Raw genomic sequence first — 18,566 nt, 5'->3', positions numbered from 1 at the left:
ATTTCCCTTATTAAATTTCCATATTCATTACGGAACGAACTTCTTCCAGAGTCTTTACCGCAATTTCGCGGGCCTGAACAACACCTTCCTTAAGAACGCTCCTAATATAGTCCATATTATTTTCGAGTTCGGCGCGTTTTGTGCGCAAAGGACGCAATTCTTCGTTCAAGGCTTCTGTCAGCACAGATTTCAGCATGCCGCCGCCACCGTCGCCAATTCTTTCGGCTATAGCCTCAGGGTCCTCACCAGTACAAAGAGAAATTATCTGCAAGAGGTTGGCAACTTCCGGACGGTTTACAGGATCGTAAGAAATATGGCGCTCCTGATCTGTTTTTGCTTTTTTTATGAGTTTTGCAGTTTCATCTTCGCTTGCACAAAGCATAATCGTATTTCCAAGCGATTTCGACATTTTTGCAGAACCATCAAGACCTTTTATCATTGGAGTTTTAGAAAGCAAGGCGTAAGGTTCCGGAAAAATCGGATTCTCCGGGCAAAATTTATTATTAAAACGTCTGGCGATAAGACGCGCAACTTCAAGATGAGGAAGCTGGTCTTTTCCTACAGGAACAACATTTCCCTTGCAAAAAAGAATATCAACCGCCTGATGCACAGGATACGTAAGCATTCCGGCATTCACCGACTTCATTCCGGATTTTTCAATCTCGTCCTTTACAGTTGGATTGCGGTCAAGTTCAGAACTAGAAACAAGTGTCAAAAAAGGAACCATAAGCTGATTTGCCTCAGGAACGTGGCTATGCGGATAAATACAGACATCTTTTCCAGGTTCAATTCCTGCAGCAAGATAATCAATTACAAGTTGCTTTGTATTCTGACTAATCTTGTCAAATGCATCATGATCCGTCAAAACCTGATAATCGGCAATCAAAATCATAGTCGGAACACCAAGCCTAGAAAGACGGACTCGATTTTTAAGCGAGCCAAAATAATGTCCGATATGAAGATTTCCAGTCGGACGGTCGCCTGTCAAAACACGGTATTTTTTCGGATTAACGGCAATATCTTTTTCAATCATTTCGGATTTTCTAACCGCTTCGGCAAGAATTTTATCTGCATTATTTTCAAGTTTTTCTTCAGTCTGCGACATTTTATTTTCCTGTAAAAATAAAAAAATTAAAGCAACATAAAAAGTTGCAACAAAATTATATAAAACTTCACTTTTTTCTTCAATTAAGAACCAAAAAATCAAGAATGAAGCACAGTTTACTTTCAAACCGGCTCTTACTATAAGTCCTCCTCGCTTCGCTCGTCCGGTCTTTCCGTGGCGATCCGGGCTAAGTTTTTCGCTCTAACAAAAAAAAACTACGCACGGACGTTACCCTAAACGGACTTATTTTCTTTCAAACACTTTTCTTAAACATTTGTTTTAATTAAAATCATTTCTATGACAAAAAACATTGCACCTTCTTCACCTTATCTTACCGATTTTGAAAACTGGCTCGATTCATTTTTGAATTTTGAAAAACTTCCGCAAAAAAATATGTTCTGGCTCGACACAATGGAATATTTTGCAAAACTCGCAGGCAACCCAGAACTCTCATATCCAACCTTTCACGTCGCAGGCTCAAAAGGAAAAGGCTCAACTTCAGCATTCATAGCTTCAATTCTCGAAGAAGCAGGCTTAAAAACAGGTCTTTACAGCTCTCCGCACATTATAAATTTTCTGGAAAGAATCACCCAAAATCAAAGTTTTCTAAGTCAAAAAAACTACGAAGACGCAGCAGAAGAGTTAAAATGTCTAATAAACTGCACAGATTCAAAAACATTCTTAAAAGACCGTCCGATCACCTGGTTTGAACTTGTCACACTCTATTCATTTCTATGCTTCAGAAAAGCAAAACTCGATGCGGCCGTTTTTGAAGTCGGACTCGGAGGAAGACTCGACGCAACAAACATCATAAAACCAAAAGTTTGCTGCATAGGACCAATCGAACTTGAGCACACCGAATATCTAGGCGATACGCTGGAAAAAATCGCAGCAGAAAAAGGCGGAATCATAAAAGAAAAAACTCCTGTCTTTATAGCACCACAAATTTCATCCGTAAAAGAAGTTTTTAAATCAATCGCAGCTCAAAAAGACGCAAAAATATTTTTTATCGACGAAATTTGCAAAATTAGTACACAAATTTATACATCGTCAGAAAAAATAAAGACAAAAGCTGTCATTTCATCTTCGTTTTTTTCCCGCCCATTAACCGCAGAACTAAAACTTGCAGGAGAATTTCAGGCTCAAAACGCAGCGCTGGCAGCCCTGGCGGTAAAAACAGCATTCCCGGAAATTTCAGAAGATATTATTGAAAAAGGCCTTTCAAAAACTTCACTTCCAGCCCGATTTGAACTTATAAAAAATCCTCAGAATTTCAGAGAAATTCCTTATCTTGTTCTGGACGGAGCGCACACTCCAAAAAGCATAAAATTAACTTTGGAAACTATAAAAAATGCAAATATAAAAATCGACGCCCTGCTTTTTGCCTGCGCGCAGGACAAGCACAGCAGGGAAATTGCAGAACTATTTTCGCAGAGCAAAGTTACGGATTCTAAAAATTTTCAAAAAATATTTTTAACGGTTCCAGGCAATGTAAAAAAATCAGACCTGTCAGAAGTCGAAAATTCGTTTGCTTCTGCAGGTCTTGCGTTTGATTCAGATTCAAATTACAAAAAACAAATCGAAAAAGTCCTTGATTTTTGCAAATCAAACAAGAAAACTTTGCTCATAACAGGCTCGTTTTATCTGGTTGCGGAGGTTACAAAAATTCTAGGCACACGTTTTGAAACTCCACAGGTAATCTCATAGCTGATTGTTCCAGTCATATCGGCAATTTCCTGGGCGCTCTGCAAAGCTCCGCTTTCTTCTGGTCCAAAAATTACGGCTTCGCAATAGCGCTCAACCTGGCTATCTTCACCAAGTTCAATCATACACTGATCCATGCAGATTCTTCCACAGACAGGATAATTTTTTCCACCAATTGCAACATAAAGCCTTTTATCATCTTCATTAAATCTACGGAAAAGTCCGTCCGCATAACCAATCGGAAGAACTCCAATCTTTGTCTTTTTAGAAGAAGTCCATCTTCTGCCGTACGAAACAGACCTGTCTTTTTCAAATTCACGGATTGCAACAACCTTCGTTACAAGTTCCATAACAGGTTTTAGGAATTTTTTTTCACCGAGTTTTTCAAAATATTTTTTATCAACCTGACCAGGATAATAGCCGTATGCAATAATTCCAGGACGGCACATATCAAGATGCATTTCTGGATGAGTCAGTGTAAGAGCCGAATTTGAACAGTGGCGGATTCCAGGATCAATTCCCTCTTTTTTTACGTTTTCGACCGCTTCCAAAAACAATTTGAACTGTTTTTCCGTATATTCAAAATTTTCAGCCTGGGTGCTGTCTGCGACAGAAAAGTGAGTGCATATTCCGCCCATTTTTAAAACGCCTGTTTCCGCGATTTTTTTAGCAATTTTTCCAGCATCTTTTGCAAGACAGCCGATTCTTCCCATTCCGGTATCAACCGCCAGATGAACGCAAAAGCTGTTTTTTTTGTATTTTTTCGCAGCTTCAGCAATAAAGCCAATGTATTCCTCATCAAAAACAAGAGGCGTAAGCTCATTTTTTACAACATCTTCCATTTCTTCTTTCTGGCACAAACTCAAAACAAGAATTCCGATTTTTATTCCTGCAAGCCGAAGCTCAACCCCCTCATCAACAGTTGCAACGGCAAGAAAATCCACTCCGCATTCAACGGCAGTTTTTGCGCATTCTACAGCGCCATGACCGTAGGCATCTGCCTTTACAGCAACGCACATTTTTGCATTTTTATTTATTTTTGAGCGGATGTATTCAAGGTTATATTTTAAATTTTCAAGGTAAATTCTAGCGAAAGTCGGTCTCATTCTTTATGCCCCATTTTTTATTTTACATTGTTAAAAGTGAATTCTCAGCATCACTGATTAAATGATAGGTTTTTGAAACTTTTTAAGCAATATTTTAAACTGATAAAACTTCTATAAATTTAAATTTTTTACAGCCTGTTTTTTATTGAGAAAAACTTAGTTTTAAGATAAAATTAAAAGTACGTTATTTTTCTATAAAAGAAATCTAACGGCAAAAAATTATCTGGAGAAATCATGAAAAAATCACTTTCTGTAACTTTAAGTATTGCGACATCAGTTGCTTTTTTTATAACATCCTGTGCATCAGCTCCAAAAGACCAGCCACAGCCGAAAATCGAGCAGGCTGAAGAAATTGAACGCCCAAAAACACCTCAAGTTCCTAGAAAACTCAATGTTGTAAACAGTTCAATTTCGGCACAAAAAGAAGAAACCGAAGAGTCAATATATGCAAAAAAAATTGAAGGACTCAGACTTTCAGTTGTTTCGAGTCCAAAAGAAACAACAAAGGGAAAGGCTTTTTCTTCGCCATTTGTTTTTAAGGCGGAAAAGGCGGATGGAACTCCAGTAGCCGGCCTTGAACTTTCAATAAGTTTTCCTGAAACAAAAATTAACGGTCAGCCGACATTTTCTCTGGCAAACCTTACGACAAACTCTTCAGGAACTGTAATTTTCGTACCTGCAACTCCGGCTTTTTCTTTTAACAGCAAAATAAGCGTTTATCCTTCCGGAGATGTTACAAACCCAGAAATTGCAAAACTTGCAGAAAAAGTTTCTGTAAGCGCGCCTTACAAAGTTAAGACAAATCTTTATGCAAGTGGCGGAACTGTCGCAATCGTAGACTTCAATGCTTCTGGAAAACCAATTTTAAGCAATTCAGTTTCTTCGTCAAATCTTCTTATGGCGCTTATGCGTTCAGGTTTTGTAAGAATCGGAAACGCTGATTTCTCAAATGCAATTTTGACCGACGACATTCCGACAATCTATAAAACTGCGGCAAATCTCATAGGTTCCAATTCTGCATATCTTATTTTTGGCAAAGTAAAATATCTTACGCCAATTGAAAAAAATGCTGACCAAAAATACACGCTCACGCTCGAAGGAAACCTTACCTGTCTTAATATGAAAACTGGCTCGATTTTATGCGAACTGCGTAGCACAGCTACGGTAACAGAAGACAAAGATTGGAACTGTCTTAATTCTGCAAGAAAACTTTTGGCAGAAAATCTGGCGCACGAAATAATTTACGGACTTTAATTTATAAAAGTGAGGATAAACAGATGATTTACACAGACACAAGAGACAAATCGATAAAAACAGATTTTAAAACCGCTGTAGTCGGTGGTATGAATGAAAAAACCGGAGGACTTTATATTCCGGTGGAATTTCCAAAACTTGATAAATCATTTTTAAATAAAAATCCGGAGCCAAACCTTCGCGATATTGCTTTTGAAATGGCAAAACCTTACGTTGAAGGAGAAATCCCAGAAAACGATCTCAAAAAACTCATAAACGATGCCTATCCTTTTCCAGCAAAGGTTTCAGGTCTCGACCCAAACTCATATGTCCTCGAACTTTTTCACGGCCCAACCTGCGCATTCAAAGACTTCGGAGCCCGTTTTATGGCACGTGTAATGTCATATTTCAACCGCAACGAAGACAAGCCTCTTCACATTCTCGTTGCAACATCTGGAGATACAGGTTCTGCTGTAGGAAGCGCCTTCCACAACGTTCCAGGGCTTGACGTTACAATTTTATATCCAGAAGGAAAAATTTCACCGCTTCAGGAAAAGCAACTTTCAACTTTTGACGGAAATGTCCGCGCTCTCAGAATAAAAGGCACTTTCGACGACTGCCAGAAACTTGTAAAAACAGCATTTACAGATAACGAGCTTCGCTCTTCACTTCGCCTCTCATCTGCAAATTCAATAAATATCAGCCGTCTTCTTCCTCAGAGTTTTTATTATATGTACGCTTCTCTCTACGTAAAAAACAGAGCATGGCAGTACAACAGAATTGAAGATCCTTCTATAATTATGGTTGTTCCGAGCGGAAACTTCGGAAACCTGACATCTGGACTTATCGCAAAAAAAATGGGTGCTCCAATCACAGGTTTTGTTGCAGCGACAAATACAAACCGTACAATTCCAGATTGGATTGCAACTGGAAACTACAATGCCCGTCCTTCGGTAGCAACATACGCAAATGCAATGGACGTCGGTGCTCCTAGCAACTACGAACGGATTTCAACAATGTACTCTCTTGACGATGTACGCCATTTATTTGCTTCTTATTGGCTTGATGACAGCGGAATCATAAACTCGATCAAAGACTGCTATGCAAAAACAGGCTACACCATCGATCCCCACGGAGCTGTCGGCTGGAAAGCATGGAGCGATATTAAAAACGGAGCCATGGCAGAACTTGCACAGGGCAAAAAACATGATTACACAAAACCTGGTCTTACACCAAATCTCCCAGATTGGGCAGATGATGTAATTTCTAAGAAAAACGCAATCGGTGTAGTTTTGGAAACAGCCCATCCTGCAAAATTCGGCTCAATCGTCGAAAAGGCAATCGGCTCAAAGCCAATAATTCCAGACAGACTTGAAAAAGTTATGCGCCTGGAAGACAAATCAATTCCAATGGAAAACAACTACAACCAATTCAAATCTTGGTTGCTTGAAAACTTAAAATAAAACAAAAAAGGCTAGTCTGAAAAACTTTCAAGCTAGCCTTTTTTATTACATATTTTCGTAAGTCTGAACATTATCTTCCAAATGTTCAATCGCTATTCCAGCTTCCTCAAGCATTTTAAGACTGTCGGCTTCATCATGGTAGTGTTTTTCACACACAACTCTTTTTATACCGCAGTTAATTAAAAGCATTGCACAGGTTCTACACGGAGTCATTTTACAGTAAACAGTACCGCCATCGATAGAAATTCCACGTTTAGCAGCCTGGCAGATTGCATTCTGCTCCGCATGAACGGTTCTTACACAATGCTGGCTGACAGTTCCATCACTGTGCAGCATTTTTTTTAGAAGATGACCTGCTTCATCGCAATGAGGAAGTCCCGCAGGACTTCCAACATATCCAGTAACAAGAATCTGATTATCTCTTGCAATCACGCAACCAGAACGTCCTCTGTCGCATGTCGCACGTTTTGCAATAGTTCTTGCAACTTCCATAAAATATTCGTCCCAGGTCGGGCGCAAATATTTTTCTTTATTTGATGATTCGTTCATACTAAAAAATTAGATAGCTTTTATTGCAAGAGCAAAAACAAATACGGCAGCAAGAATCCACGTAACAGGAGAAATTTCCTTTGCTTTTCTACCAGCAACTTTCGAAATTACATAAGCGATCATACCAAAGGCAATACCTTTAGAAATCGAATATCCGAAAGGCATTACAAGAATTGTTATAAAAGCAGGAATTCCGTCAGTTATTTCACTAAACTTGATTGAGGTTACAGACTGCATCATCAAAAATCCGACAAAAATCAAGGCAGGAGCCGTAGCACAAGAAGGAACAAGTGCAAAAAGCGGAGTGAACAACAAAGCCAAAACAAAGAAACCTGCAGTCACAACAGAAGAAAGACCTGTGCGAGCACCAGCAGCAACACCAGCAGAAGATTCAACATAAGAAGTTACAGTTGAAGTTCCAAGACAAGCACCAGCAACAGTACCAATCGCATCGGCAAGAAGAGCATTTTTTACATTAGGAATATTTCCGTTTTCGTCAATAAGTTTAGCCTGCTCAGCAACGCCCATCAAAGTTCCAATAGTATCAAAAATATCAGTAAAAAGGAAAGTAAAGAAAACTCCGAAGAATTTCAGCGTAAGGACATTTGAAAATTCAAATCTAAAAAGGAACGGAGCCTGAGGAACAGAAACAGGTTTAAAGTTTTCAGGAATAGTCGTAACACCAAAAGGAATTCCAACAACAGTTGTAGCAGCAATACCGATAAGAATTGCTCCAGGAACTTTTAGAATATAAAGCACAATCGTAATTACAAGACCGATAATCGCAACAATTGCAGAAATATGATCTTTGTCAAATGCGTTAAAACCGATAATTGTTCCGTTTGAAGAAGTTACGATTCCAGCGTTGTTAAGACCAATTAAAGCAATAAAAAGACCAATACCAACAGCAACAGCCTTCTTCATAGTAGAAGGAATAGAATTGATAATCGCCTCACGAACACCAAAGAACGAAAGAACGATAAACAAAACACCTTCAAGCAAAACAGCTGTAAGAGCAAACCATGGAGAACACCCCATCTGTCCGCAAACAGTATACGTAAAGAACGCATTAAGTCCCATGCCAGAAGCAAGAGCAACAGGCATATTAGCAAAAAAAGCCATAATCAGAGTTGCAATCGCAGCAGAAATCGCAGTTGCCGTAAAAACGCCTTCAAAACTCATTCCAGGGATAGAACCAAGCATTCCAGGATTAACTGCAAGAATGTAGGACATTGCAAGGAAAGTTGTAATACCACCGATAATTTCGCGGCTTACAGTTGAACCTTTCTCCTTGATTTTAAACAAAGTTTCCATAAAAAAACCTCCATGGAAAAAAAACATATCAAGAATTATATCATAGAATAAAAAACAGAAAAATAAAAAACGCAGGCTTTTAATAAAAAATTTATAAAAAAAAGAACGTCATCAGTCGTAAAAAAAACAATTTTCGTTCATGCAAGCATTTTTCCCAAAGACTGGCTGCTACGGATTCGCTTACGCTCATTGTCGCAAAGTGCGCCAACTAAAGTCCTTCGCATCCAGCGTAAGAAAAACTTTATGCAAAAAAAGCTTCTCAAGAATTTTTGTTTTCTTTCCAAAAGACTAGGTTAAAATAAAAAAAAAGGCTAAATCGTTGTAACACAAAGATTTAGCCTTAATAAATTTAGAGCGGTAGAAGGGAGTCGAACCCTCGTCATCAGCTTGGAAGGCTGAGATAATGAGCCGTTATATGACTACCGCACAACTTATGTATTTATAATACCAAGCATTGAAGTTTATGTCAATACTGTTTTTTAAAAATTTTTAAAAATTTTTAATTTTTTTTAATTTTTTTTGATTTTCTCCCACGCAAGCTTTGCGGCATTTTGCTCCGCAGCCTTTTTGCTTTTTCCACTGCACGGACCAAATTCTTCGTCTTTTAAACTTACCTTTACCCAAAAAGTCCTGTCATGGTCTGGACCTGTTTTTTTGACAAGTTCATAAACTGGGCATAACTTTGATTTTTTCTGGTAAAATTCCTGCAAAAGAGTTTTGTAATCTTTTTCACCCTTATTCTGTTGGACTTTTCGAATTTCCGGAACAATAAGATCAAGCACAAGTTCTTCCGCAACTTCAAAACCGCTGTCAAGATAATAAGCTCCGATTATTGCTTCAACACAATCCGCAAGAATAGCGTCCTTGTCGCGCCCTCCGCTCATCTCCTCGCCTTTTCCAAGAATAAGCATTTTGTTTATACCTATTCTTCTCGCAATCGGAGCAAGAGTTTTTTCAGAGACAACAACGCTCTTTATTTTAGAAAGATCTCCTTCTGGATTTTCAAACATATCTTCATATAAAAAAGTTGCGGTTGCCATACCAAGGACAGAATCTCCAAGAAATTCAAGTCTTTCATTATTTACGTGCCTGCTTGAAATGTTTTCGTTGGAAAAAGAACGGTGATGGAAGGCTAGATTTAAAAGTTCCAGATTATTGAATTTTATATTCAGGTTTTTACAAAACTCAGAAAGGGCTTTTTTTCTTTCTTCTGAAATATTTGAATTACGAATTTTTCTTTTAAACACAACAACCCCCATAAAAAAAATAAACACAGGCCGCTTAAGCAAACCTGTGTTCATTCGTTTTATAAAAAACTATAACTGAAAAATTATTTAGATTCTTTTTCAGCTTTGATGAAGTTGTATGCATCACGAACTGTTTCAAATTCGTTTGCTTTTTCATCAGGGATGCTAACGCCAAGTTCCTCTTCGATTGCATAAACCAATTCGTAAGTATCAAGGCTGTCTGCACCGAGATCACCACGGAATGAAGAATCCAAAGTGATTTTGCTTTCATCGATTTCCAGTTTTTCAGCGATAAGCTTCTGGATTTTGCTGAACAATTCGTCCATTTTTAATCTCCTGTGATTAATTAAGTTAAATTTTCAGAAACTGAAAATTTTCCGTATTGTTAATTCATCCAGACTACTTAACTTCTGGTTTAATTACCTGACGTCCACGGTAGAAACCGCACTTTGGACATACATGATGCTGCAAAACAAGGTTGCCACAGTTTGCACATTCAACCATCTGTGGTGCAACAAGATGCATATTAACACCACGGCGTCTGCGTGTTCGTGCTTTCGAAGTTTTCGCTCTAGGTACTGCCATTTATATAACCTCACTATATGTTTTGTTACTTGTATAACAGATTTAATGTTATATCAGTTCCTGTCTGAATGTCAATTGGATTATACCGGTATTTTTCCATTTGTCAATATTTTTTATGACAATATCACATTTTTTGTCATTTTAACATTCAAATTCTCTGTTATTTCCGGTATTTTTTCAAAACAGCCTCACAAACCACAGGAGGAACCATTCCGCTTATATCTCCGCCAAACTGGGCAAGTTCTTTTATCGAACTGGACTTTACGATTACGTACCTTGTCTCCGTCGGCATAAAAAGAGTTTCAATTTCAGGATTTAAATTGTGGTTTACAAGAGAAAGGTCAAACTCGTACGAAAAATCGTTTACATTTCTTATTCCACGAATAAGAACTTTTGCATCGATTTTTCTTGCATATTCAACGACAAGTCTGTCCCATTTATGAACTTCTACATTATGATAAGGCTCTGTCAAAGTTTTTAGCATCAAAACTCGCTCATCAGCAGTAAAAAGGCTATTTTTGCCAGGATTTTCAGAAACAAGAACATCGATTTTTTCAAAAAGTTTGCTTGCCCTTTCAATTACATTCAAATGTCCATAAGTCGGAGGATCAAAGCTCCCCGGAAAAACTGCAATATTCATGCTTTTCTTTTTATCACGTTTGACGCGAACAGACAAGTGATGTATATTCTTCTTTATGAGAACAAAAAAATATTTATCCAAGATAGCAATTTTGGCATTTCCTTTCATACTGGCAGGTTGCGGTTCAACTTCGGTACAACAGCAACAAGCAAAAGAAGAAAACAAGAATGTTATTGACGAAAAAAAAGAAATTCCAGTCGAAAAAGATGAATATCACAAGTCTGTTGGAAACCTTACTGTTTCAAAAGACACATTTGAATCAGATAAAGCAGAAATTCTCCGCACCATTGAGAGTTTAAAAACGATTATGTCAGATTTCGACTATCAGTCTTGGCTTTTGTATATAGACAACGAGTCAAAAGTTTATTGGTCAAAACCTGCAAATTTAAAAAAAGCCCAAGGCAAACTGCCTATAAAGGGGCTTCAGCTCAGAACCTTGCAGGATTATTTTAAATACGTATTCGTACCTTCAAGAGCTGGACGAAACATCTCAACAATACGCTATGAATCTGAAAATTACGTAAAGGCCGTTCAGATTACAAGCCTGGATTCTTCCGAAACTGAAGAAAAATACACAGTTTACTATTATTTCAATAAAATCGATGGTCATTGGCAGTTACACCTGCCAGAAATTGACGGATAACAGTTTCTGTCTTTTTTCAAAGAAAGAATAACTTTTATTGATTTTTGTAAATCATTCAACTATAATTTTAAAAGTTTTTATAAAAAGTGCCGATTACTAGAATAAGTCCAAGGGGGATCTAATGAAATCTATAAAATATGCAGCAGCTGCAATTCTTACTGCATTCGCTTTTACAGTTAGCGCACAGACAAGCGCAGACAACGAGTCAAACGTTGAAAGCGAATACCTCAGCAGCATCGAAGACGTTGTAATCACAGAACTTGCAACATCAGAAGAAAGAGACAACAAGCTTGTAGCCCTTCAATATCTTGAAAATGCAGTAAACGAAGGACGCACAACTCCTGATATGATGAAAGCTCTCGATGGTCTTGCAGGGGAAGGAATCGCAAGTCAGTCAAGAACAAACGGACGCCTTATGAACAACTTTCCAGACATCCGCGCAAAAGCCTGCGATATTCTTGCAAATGTTAAAACAGAAGAATCAAAAAATGCTCTTGTAAAAGTCGCTCTTGCAGACAACGAGCCTATGGTAATAACAGCCGCAATCCGTGCCCTTGGAGACATCGGAATCAACGACAACGATGAAGTTTCTGAAACAATCGCCTGGGCTCAGAAAAAAAATGCGGTTTTAAACCCGACTTCTTCATTGGCTCTCGAAGTTTTAATTGCCTATGAAAAAATTGCAGATTCAGTTCAGAACAAAGGTCCTATGATTCAGGCTGTAGGCCAGATTGCTACAAACTACCGCTATGTAACTCCAGTCCGCACCCGTGCCCATGAACTACTAAAGACTTTACAGGGTGTTCCTTCGTCATCAGACAAGAAAAATAACAACGCAAAATAACCAAGCAAAAAAAAAGAGAGGCCATCAAAGAAATTTGAAAAGCCTCTCTTTTTTTTTATTTAATTTTACCAATTTTTTTGAGGAATACGTGATTTGAACACGCAACCTTCGGCTCCGGAGGCCGACGCTCTATCCAGTTGAGCTAATCCCTCAGTCTTTTTTTGAAATACAAGAACAAAAGATATTGATTTCATTCAAAATTGTCAACAGAATAACTTGCACAACTCATTTATAAACCGGGAGGTATCTTATGCAGCCTATAATTTTAGCATCTTCTTCACCAAGACGACAGGAAATTTTAAAACTTATGAACATTCCTTATCAGGTCATAATTCCAAACTGCAAGGAAGAATATCCTGATGATATTGAAATTGAAAAAATTCCCGAATTTCTCGCCACAAGAAAAGTTGACGCAGTCATAAGGGCTGCCCCGGCAGGAATTGAATATCCATGGATTTTAGGAGCAGACACCGTAATTGTAAAAAACAAAAAAATTCTAGGAAAGCCGGAAAATCAAGAACAAGCCTTTGAATACTTAAAAAGTCTCCAAGGTTCTACACACAAAGTAATTACGGGAATTGCACTTTTTAACAGCGAACTGCACTACATGAGCAATCGCACTTCAATCACAAAAGTAACTTTTTCAAAGATGACCGACGAAGAAATTAAATGGTATATAAGCACAGGAGAATGGCACGGAGCAGCTGGAGGTTATAGAATTCAAGGGCTTGCAAGCTGTTTTATCTCTAAAATTGACGGTACAAACAGCGGTGTTATGGGATTGCCTGTCTTTGAACTTTATGATACACTAAAAGAACAGAATTATTCGATTTTCGAGTAATCTGCCGGGACTTGCGAACGGACCGTAGGTATTTATTCGCAGGCTCGTAAATCTTCCGGACGCATTATTATGCGCCTCGAGAAAAAGAGTTCGGTGGAAAAAAATCATCTAAAGCATGAATGATTTCTTTCCGGTGAAGGAGACACTTTATGGCAGTTGTAACCATGAAGAGTTTGCTTGAATCAGGTGTACATTTCGGTCACCAGGTTAAGCGTTGGGATCCACGCATGAAGAAATATATCTTCGCACAGCGCAATGGTATCCATATCATCGATTTGCAGAAAACAATCGGTGCAATCAAAGACAGCTACGAAGCTGTCCGCAAAGTTGTAACTTCAGGAAAGTCAGTTCTTTTCGTTGGTACAAAAAAACAGGCACAGCAGGCAGTTCAGAAAGAAGCAGAACGCTGTGGCATGTACTATGTAAACAACCGCTGGCTTGGTGGTATGCTTACAAACTTCTCTACAATCAAAAAGTCACTTCAGCGCCTCAAGAAAATCGAAAAGATGGAAGTAGACGGCACTTTTGACAATCTTACAAAAAAAGAAGTTGCAAATCTTCTCAAAGAAAAAGAAAAGCTTTCTAAAAACCTTGGTGGTATCAAAGAAATGAAAGAACTCCCAGGAATTCTTTTCATCATCGATACACACAAAGAACAGATTGCTGTTGCAGAAGCTCACCGTATGGGTATTCCTATCGTTGCAGTTGTTGATACAAACTGTAACCCAGAAGGAATCGACTACCCTATTCCAGGAAACGATGATGCAATCCGTGCAATTTCTCTCTTCACTTCTATCATTGCAAACGCAGTTGTAGAAGCAAACAACGAAGAAGGTCTTAAAATTATTGAAACTCTTAACGACGATGAAGAAATCGTTACAGACGCTTCAACAAAAAAAGACGATGAAGAAATCGCAGACTACAGCAACTACACTCCTACTGAACCAAAAGAAGAAGATGTTGCTGCTGACGATGATAGCGATGATGAAGATCTCGCTGAAAAATTTGACAAATAATCAGGGGAATACAAATGGCATCATTTACAGCTGCTGATGTAAAAGCTCTCCGCGAAGCAACAGGCGCAGGTATGTTGGACTGCAAAAAAGCTCTCCAGGATGCAAATGGAAGTGTTGCAGAAGCTGAGAAAATCTTGAAAGAAAAAGGTCTTGCTGCTATGGCAAAACGTTCTGACCGTGCAACTGGCGAAGGACGCATTGTCATCAAACAGGAAGGCAATAAAATTGCTATGGTTGAAGTTACTTGTGAAACTGACTTCGTAGCAAATAATGCTGATTTTGGCGCAACTGCTGACAAAGCTGCAGAAATCACACTTGCAGCAGGAACCGATGAAATCACAGCAGAACACAAAGCAATCATCGACACAATTGCTATCAAATTCCGCGAAAACATGGCTGTACGCCGTTCTGCTTTCGTTGAAGTTGGAGCAAATGCTGTTGTTGGAACTTATGTTCACTCAGACAAAAAAACAGGTGCAATTGTAGTTGTTGAAGGATCAACATCTGACGAAGTAAAAGCATTCGCAAAAGACTGCTGTCTTCACCTCGCAGCATTTACACCTACTTACATTACAAAAGATGAAGTTCCACAGAGTTATATCGACGAGCAGAAAGAAATTTTTGCTGCACAGATGGACGCTGATGAAAAAATGGCTTCAAAACCACAGAATGTAAAAGACGGCATTCTTAACGGAAAAATCAACAAGCTCCTTGCAGAAAGCTGTTTTGTTGACCAGCCTTTCGTAAAGGACGACAAAGTTACAGTTGCTAAGAAACTTGAAGAAGTTGGAAAGGCTGCTGGTGCAAAACTTTCATTTGGAAAGATTGTTCTTTTCGTTCTCGGTAAATAATTTTTACTGATTAAAAGCGGTTGGATTTTTTTCTAACCGCTTTTAGTTTTATCAACTAAAATATGGATTCGTGCCTGTTTGGCATGCCGCAACTGCGGTTTTATGGGAGAAATCACTATGGCATTTGACGCTAAAGCAAAAATGGAAAAAACGCTTGAAGGAATTAAAAACGAAATGAACACAATCCGCACGGGTCGTGCTTCTGCTACTATGTTTGACAAAGTTCGTGTAGATTATTACGGACAAAAATCACCGCTCAATCAGGTTGCTCAGATTTCAATTCCAGAAGCCCGCACTGTTGTAATTTCTCCATTTGATAAAAGTCTTATTACTGATATTGAAAAAGCAATTTTGGTTGCAGACCTTGGATTAAATCCTTCAAACGATGGAAAAGTAATCCGTATTTCAATTCCTGCATTGACTGCCGACCGCAGAAAAGAGCTGGTAAAACAGGCAAAATCAATGGCAGAAAACTACAAAACGACAATCCGCAATGTTCGTCGCGACGGAAACGATGATTTGAAAAAACAGCAGAAATCAGGAGAAATCACAGAAGATCAGCTAAAAAAAGAAACAGACGATCTTCAGAAACTCACTGACAAATATATTGCTGAAATTCAGACAGTCTGCGATGCAAAAGAAAAGGAAATTCTTGCTTAATTTTAGCAGATTACAATTCTGATGAATATTGAAGAAATAAAAGCCAGCGGACTTCCAGAACATGTTGCAATAATCATGGATGGAAACGGTCGCTGGGCAAAACAAAGAGGTTTAGCGCGCTCTCAAGGCCATAAAGAAGGCTTAAATTCTGCAAAGAGAATAGTAGCTCAAGCAGCCTCTTTGGGAATAAAATACATAACTTTATATACTTTCTCAACAGAAAACTGGAAGAGGACTCAGGAAGAAGTCGGTTATCTTATGACTCTCATAAAAGGGCATCTTCGTGCAGAATTCCAGTTTTATAAAGACAATGGTATTAAAATTGAACACATTGGCGATTTAAGCGGACTTCCAAAAGATGTTCAAAAAGAAATTCAAAACGCAAAAAAAGATACAGAACATTTTACAGGAACAACCTGTGTTCTAGCCATAAATTATGGCAGCCGAGATGAAATTGTCCGTGGAATAAAAAAACTTGTAGAAAATAACGTAAAACCGGAAGACATTACAGAAAAACTTGTTTCAGATTCGTTGGATATAAAAGGTCTGCCAGACGTTGATTTAATGATTAGAACTGGTGGTGAAAAAAGGCTCAGCAATTTTCTGCTTTGGCAATGTGCTTATGCAGAATTTATTTTTACAGACACGCTTTGGCCTGATTATACAGAAAATGAATTTATAGAAGATATAATCAAATTTCAAAAACGTAATAGAAGGTTTGGCGCAGTTCCAGACCAAAAGTAAACAGGGGAATTTATGAATCGTAAAGTCGTTTCTAGACTTGGAATTTTTTTTATAGGAGTGCCTCTTATAATCATGCTGATTCTTCTGAATCAGATGAACCACCTTGCAATCCACATTGTCGTGACAGCAGTTTCGGTTGTTGCCGCCTGCGAATTTTATCATATTCTTGACCATAATTTTAAATTACAGAACAAGTTGTTTGTAATAATTCTTGCAGGAGTTATAAATCTTGCAATGCTTTTGCGTGCAGTTTTTGAATTTGACGTTTCTTATGTTGATTTTGTGTTTGTGCTCGCAATTTTAATAAGTCTTGCAGTCGAAGTTATTTTGAACAAAACTTTTGAAAATTCAAACAGCCATATAATTACATCAATTTCGATTATTACGTACGCTGGATATTTGCTGACTTTTTTAACACGCATGACTTTTCTTAAAAATTCGCGCCCAGTTTTAATCATGTTTTTGACAATGGTATTTTTTTGCGACTCTTTGGCATGGTTTTTCGGTGTGCTTTTTGGAAAAAATAACAAAGGCTTTATAAAAGCAAGTCCAAATAAAAGCATTGCTGGCTTCTGCGGTGGAATTTTTGGTTCAATTTTGAGTGGAATTTTGAGCTGGGTCTTTTGGAAAGACATTTTTACAGGTTCTGTCGCAAGATTGATTCTTTTGGGCGCTTTAATTTCAATTACTTCGATTCTCGGAGATTTAGTTGAATCCGTTCTTAAACGTTCTGCCTCCTGCAAGGATTCAGGTTCAATAATTCCTGGTCGTGGAGGAATTCTCGATTCAATCGACAGCATCGTTTTTTCAGCTCCTGTATTCTACTTTACAATTACGCATATTTACCCTGCCCTTTTGCAATAAAAAGGACTTTTGTCTGCTTTTTCAGATAATTTTGAAGGAAGGAATATGAAAAAAATTCTCGTCTTAGGTTGCACAGGCTCAATCGGCACAAGCACTGTCGATATTTTAAAAAATCATAAAGATCGTTTTGCCTGTTGCGGTCTTACAGCAAACAAAAACAAAGAAAAGCTCGAAAAACTTGCAAGTTTTTTTGAATGTCCATATTCGCTAACAAGTGAAGAAGGAACAGAAGGAATAAAAAAACTAATAGAAAAAACAAAACCTGATATTGTCGTAAACGGAATTGCAGGAAGCGCTGGACTTGTTCCAAGTATTTTGGTTTTAGAAACTGGAATTGACCTTGCTCTTGCCAATAAAGAATCTGTTGTCATGGCAGGTCCTGTTATCTTTGAAATGGCAAAAAAAAGTGGCAGCAGAATTCTTCCAGTAGACAGCGAACACTCGGCGATTTTTACACTGCTTAACAATTGCGGCGGTTCTAAAAATGTAGAACAACTTATAATTACTGCAAGCGGTGGTCCTTTTAGAACCTGGCCCTCTGAAAAAATTGCAAATGCAACTCTAAAAGATGCGCTAAAACATCCGACTTGGAACATGGGAACAAAAATCACTGTTGATTCTGCAACGTTGGGAAACAAAGGGCTTGAAGTTATTGAAGCAAAACGGCTTTTTGGATTTGACACAATGAAAATAGAAGTAGTTGTTCATCCAGAAAGCATAATTCACTCTCTTGTAAGAACAAACGACGGAATTGTGTATGCCCAGTTAAGCGAACCAGATATGAAGCATCCTATTATCCAGGCCCTCGACTGGCCGGAAGTAAAGCATAATTTTATGAAACCTTTTGACCTTACAGACACAGCAACAGGTTCAAGAACCTTGACATTCGAAAAACCGAGAATGGACGATTTTCCTCTTTTAAAACTTGCATTTAAGGCGGCAGAAAAAGACAACTGTCATCCGATTGCTTTTAATGCGGCAAATGAAATAGCAGCCTGGGCATTTATTGACGAAAAAATCCGTTTTGAAAAAATTGCGCATATTGTCGAAAAAGTTATGGAAAATGAAGATGAATGGAACAGCCCTGTCCGCGACACAAAGGATATTTTTGAAGCGGACAGCCTGGCCCGTTCGATCGCAAAGAAACTGGTATAAAA

The 18,566-nt window shown here is 38.2% G+C and carries 20 protein-coding genes and 2 tRNA genes; 12 read left to right on the top strand and 10 right to left on the bottom strand.

What is annotated here, in order from left to right:
• Window positions 1–10: 10 nt before the first annotated feature.
• Window positions 11–1,033, bottom strand: a complete 1,023-nt coding sequence (trpS, locus tag ACT6XC_RS04380; protein WP_443737365.1) for a tryptophan--tRNA ligase — start codon at window positions 1,031–1,033, stop codon at window positions 11–13.
• A 369-nt stretch (window positions 1,034–1,402) separates the two neighbouring features.
• Between trpS and ACT6XC_RS04375 the strand changes: the two genes are divergently transcribed.
• Complete coding sequence (locus ACT6XC_RS04375; RefSeq protein WP_443740921.1) at window positions 1,403–2,812, top strand: bifunctional folylpolyglutamate synthase/dihydrofolate synthase; 1,410 nt, start codon at window positions 1,403–1,405, stop codon at window positions 2,810–2,812.
• On the opposite strand, the gene alr is transcribed toward ACT6XC_RS04375, so the two are convergent.
• Window positions 2,746–3,915, bottom strand: a complete 1,170-nt coding sequence (gene alr / locus ACT6XC_RS04370) for an alanine racemase (protein WP_443740920.1) — start codon at window positions 3,913–3,915, stop codon at window positions 2,746–2,748. The genes ACT6XC_RS04375 and alr overlap by 67 nt on opposite strands.
• Before the next feature lie 234 nt (window positions 3,916–4,149).
• Between alr and ACT6XC_RS04365 the strand changes: the two genes are divergently transcribed.
• Together ACT6XC_RS04365 and thrC are read left to right on the top strand one after the other, a co-directional pair.
• Complete coding sequence (locus tag ACT6XC_RS04365; RefSeq protein ID WP_443737329.1) at window positions 4,150–5,169, top strand: hypothetical protein; 1,020 nt, start codon at window positions 4,150–4,152, stop codon at window positions 5,167–5,169.
• A 23-nt stretch (window positions 5,170–5,192) separates the two neighbouring features.
• On the top strand, window positions 5,193–6,611 hold the full coding sequence (thrC, locus tag ACT6XC_RS04360) for a threonine synthase (protein ID WP_443740919.1): 1,419 nt from the start codon (window positions 5,193–5,195) through the stop codon (window positions 6,609–6,611).
• A 45-nt stretch (window positions 6,612–6,656) separates the two neighbouring features.
• On the opposite strand, the gene ACT6XC_RS04355 is transcribed toward thrC, so the two are convergent.
• From ACT6XC_RS04355 to coaD, 7 genes are all read right to left on the bottom strand, one after another.
• Complete coding sequence (locus ACT6XC_RS04355) at window positions 6,657–7,160, bottom strand: deoxycytidylate deaminase (protein ID WP_443737331.1); 504 nt, start codon at window positions 7,158–7,160, stop codon at window positions 6,657–6,659.
• A 9-nt stretch (window positions 7,161–7,169) separates the two neighbouring features.
• A complete protein-coding gene (locus tag ACT6XC_RS04350) occupies window positions 7,170–8,474 on the bottom strand; it encodes an NCS2 family permease (protein ID WP_443740918.1) in 1,305 nt (434 codons plus the stop codon).
• 353 nt (window positions 8,475–8,827) lie between these two features.
• Window positions 8,828–8,900: transfer RNA gene (locus tag ACT6XC_RS04345), tRNA-Gly, on the bottom strand.
• An 83-nt stretch (window positions 8,901–8,983) separates the two neighbouring features.
• Window positions 8,984–9,721 (bottom strand): ribonuclease III, encoded by a 738-nt coding sequence (gene rnc, locus ACT6XC_RS04340; protein ID WP_443737333.1) that lies wholly within the window; start codon window positions 9,719–9,721, stop codon window positions 8,984–8,986.
• A gap of 83 nt (window positions 9,722–9,804) precedes the next feature.
• On the bottom strand, window positions 9,805–10,047 hold the full coding sequence (acpP, locus tag ACT6XC_RS04335) for an acyl carrier protein (protein WP_296023683.1): 243 nt from the start codon (window positions 10,045–10,047) through the stop codon (window positions 9,805–9,807).
• Window positions 10,048–10,120: 73 nt separating this feature from the next.
• A complete protein-coding gene (gene rpmF / locus ACT6XC_RS04330) occupies window positions 10,121–10,306 on the bottom strand; it encodes a 50S ribosomal protein L32 (RefSeq protein WP_078930023.1) in 186 nt (61 codons plus the stop codon).
• A 160-nt stretch (window positions 10,307–10,466) separates the two neighbouring features.
• On the bottom strand, window positions 10,467–10,946 hold the full coding sequence (gene coaD / locus ACT6XC_RS04325; protein WP_078930022.1) for a pantetheine-phosphate adenylyltransferase: 480 nt from the start codon (window positions 10,944–10,946) through the stop codon (window positions 10,467–10,469).
• 91 nt (window positions 10,947–11,037) lie between these two features.
• Between coaD and ACT6XC_RS04320 the strand changes: the two genes are divergently transcribed.
• Together ACT6XC_RS04320 and ACT6XC_RS04315 are read left to right on the top strand one after the other, a co-directional pair.
• Window positions 11,038–11,589, top strand: coding sequence for a hypothetical protein (locus tag ACT6XC_RS04320; RefSeq protein ID WP_443740917.1), 552 nt, complete (start codon window positions 11,038–11,040; stop codon window positions 11,587–11,589).
• Between the two features lie 121 nt (window positions 11,590–11,710).
• Window positions 11,711–12,433 (top strand): HEAT repeat domain-containing protein, encoded by a 723-nt coding sequence (locus ACT6XC_RS04315; protein WP_443740916.1) that lies wholly within the window; start codon window positions 11,711–11,713, stop codon window positions 12,431–12,433.
• A gap of 78 nt (window positions 12,434–12,511) precedes the next feature.
• On the opposite strand, the gene ACT6XC_RS04310 is transcribed toward ACT6XC_RS04315, so the two are convergent.
• Window positions 12,512–12,585: transfer RNA gene (locus ACT6XC_RS04310), tRNA-Arg, on the bottom strand.
• A gap of 98 nt (window positions 12,586–12,683) precedes the next feature.
• Between ACT6XC_RS04310 and ACT6XC_RS04305 the strand changes: the two genes are divergently transcribed.
• From ACT6XC_RS04305 to dxr, 7 genes are all read left to right on the top strand, one after another.
• Entirely contained in the window at window positions 12,684–13,274 is a 591-nt protein-coding gene (locus ACT6XC_RS04305; protein WP_443737335.1) for a Maf family protein, read from the top strand.
• A gap of 149 nt (window positions 13,275–13,423) precedes the next feature.
• Window positions 13,424–14,290 (top strand): 30S ribosomal protein S2, encoded by an 867-nt coding sequence (rpsB, locus tag ACT6XC_RS04300; RefSeq protein WP_078930018.1) that lies wholly within the window; start codon window positions 13,424–13,426, stop codon window positions 14,288–14,290.
• A 14-nt stretch (window positions 14,291–14,304) separates the two neighbouring features.
• Complete coding sequence (tsf, locus tag ACT6XC_RS04295) at window positions 14,305–15,141, top strand: translation elongation factor Ts (RefSeq protein WP_443737336.1); 837 nt, start codon at window positions 14,305–14,307, stop codon at window positions 15,139–15,141.
• A gap of 117 nt (window positions 15,142–15,258) precedes the next feature.
• Window positions 15,259–15,801 (top strand): ribosome recycling factor, encoded by a 543-nt coding sequence (frr, locus tag ACT6XC_RS04290; RefSeq protein WP_443737337.1) that lies wholly within the window; start codon window positions 15,259–15,261, stop codon window positions 15,799–15,801.
• A gap of 21 nt (window positions 15,802–15,822) precedes the next feature.
• Window positions 15,823–16,545, top strand: a complete 723-nt coding sequence (locus ACT6XC_RS04285) for an isoprenyl transferase (RefSeq protein WP_443737338.1) — start codon at window positions 15,823–15,825, stop codon at window positions 16,543–16,545.
• 12 nt (window positions 16,546–16,557) lie between these two features.
• Window positions 16,558–17,409, top strand: a complete 852-nt coding sequence (locus tag ACT6XC_RS04280; RefSeq protein ID WP_443740915.1) for a phosphatidate cytidylyltransferase — start codon at window positions 16,558–16,560, stop codon at window positions 17,407–17,409.
• Window positions 17,410–17,454: 45 nt separating this feature from the next.
• Window positions 17,455–18,564: a 1-deoxy-D-xylulose-5-phosphate reductoisomerase gene (dxr, locus tag ACT6XC_RS04275; RefSeq protein WP_443737340.1), complete on the top strand. Its 1,110-nt coding sequence runs from the start codon at window positions 17,455–17,457 to the stop codon at window positions 18,562–18,564.
• Window positions 18,565–18,566: the final 2 nt, after the last annotated feature.

This window comes from Treponema berlinense, from assembly GCF_052273165.1.
GTDB classification, from domain to species: domain Bacteria; phylum Spirochaetota; class Spirochaetia; order Treponematales; family Treponemataceae; genus Treponema_D; species Treponema_D berlinense_A.
This window is presented reverse-complemented; position numbering and strand designations above follow the sequence as displayed.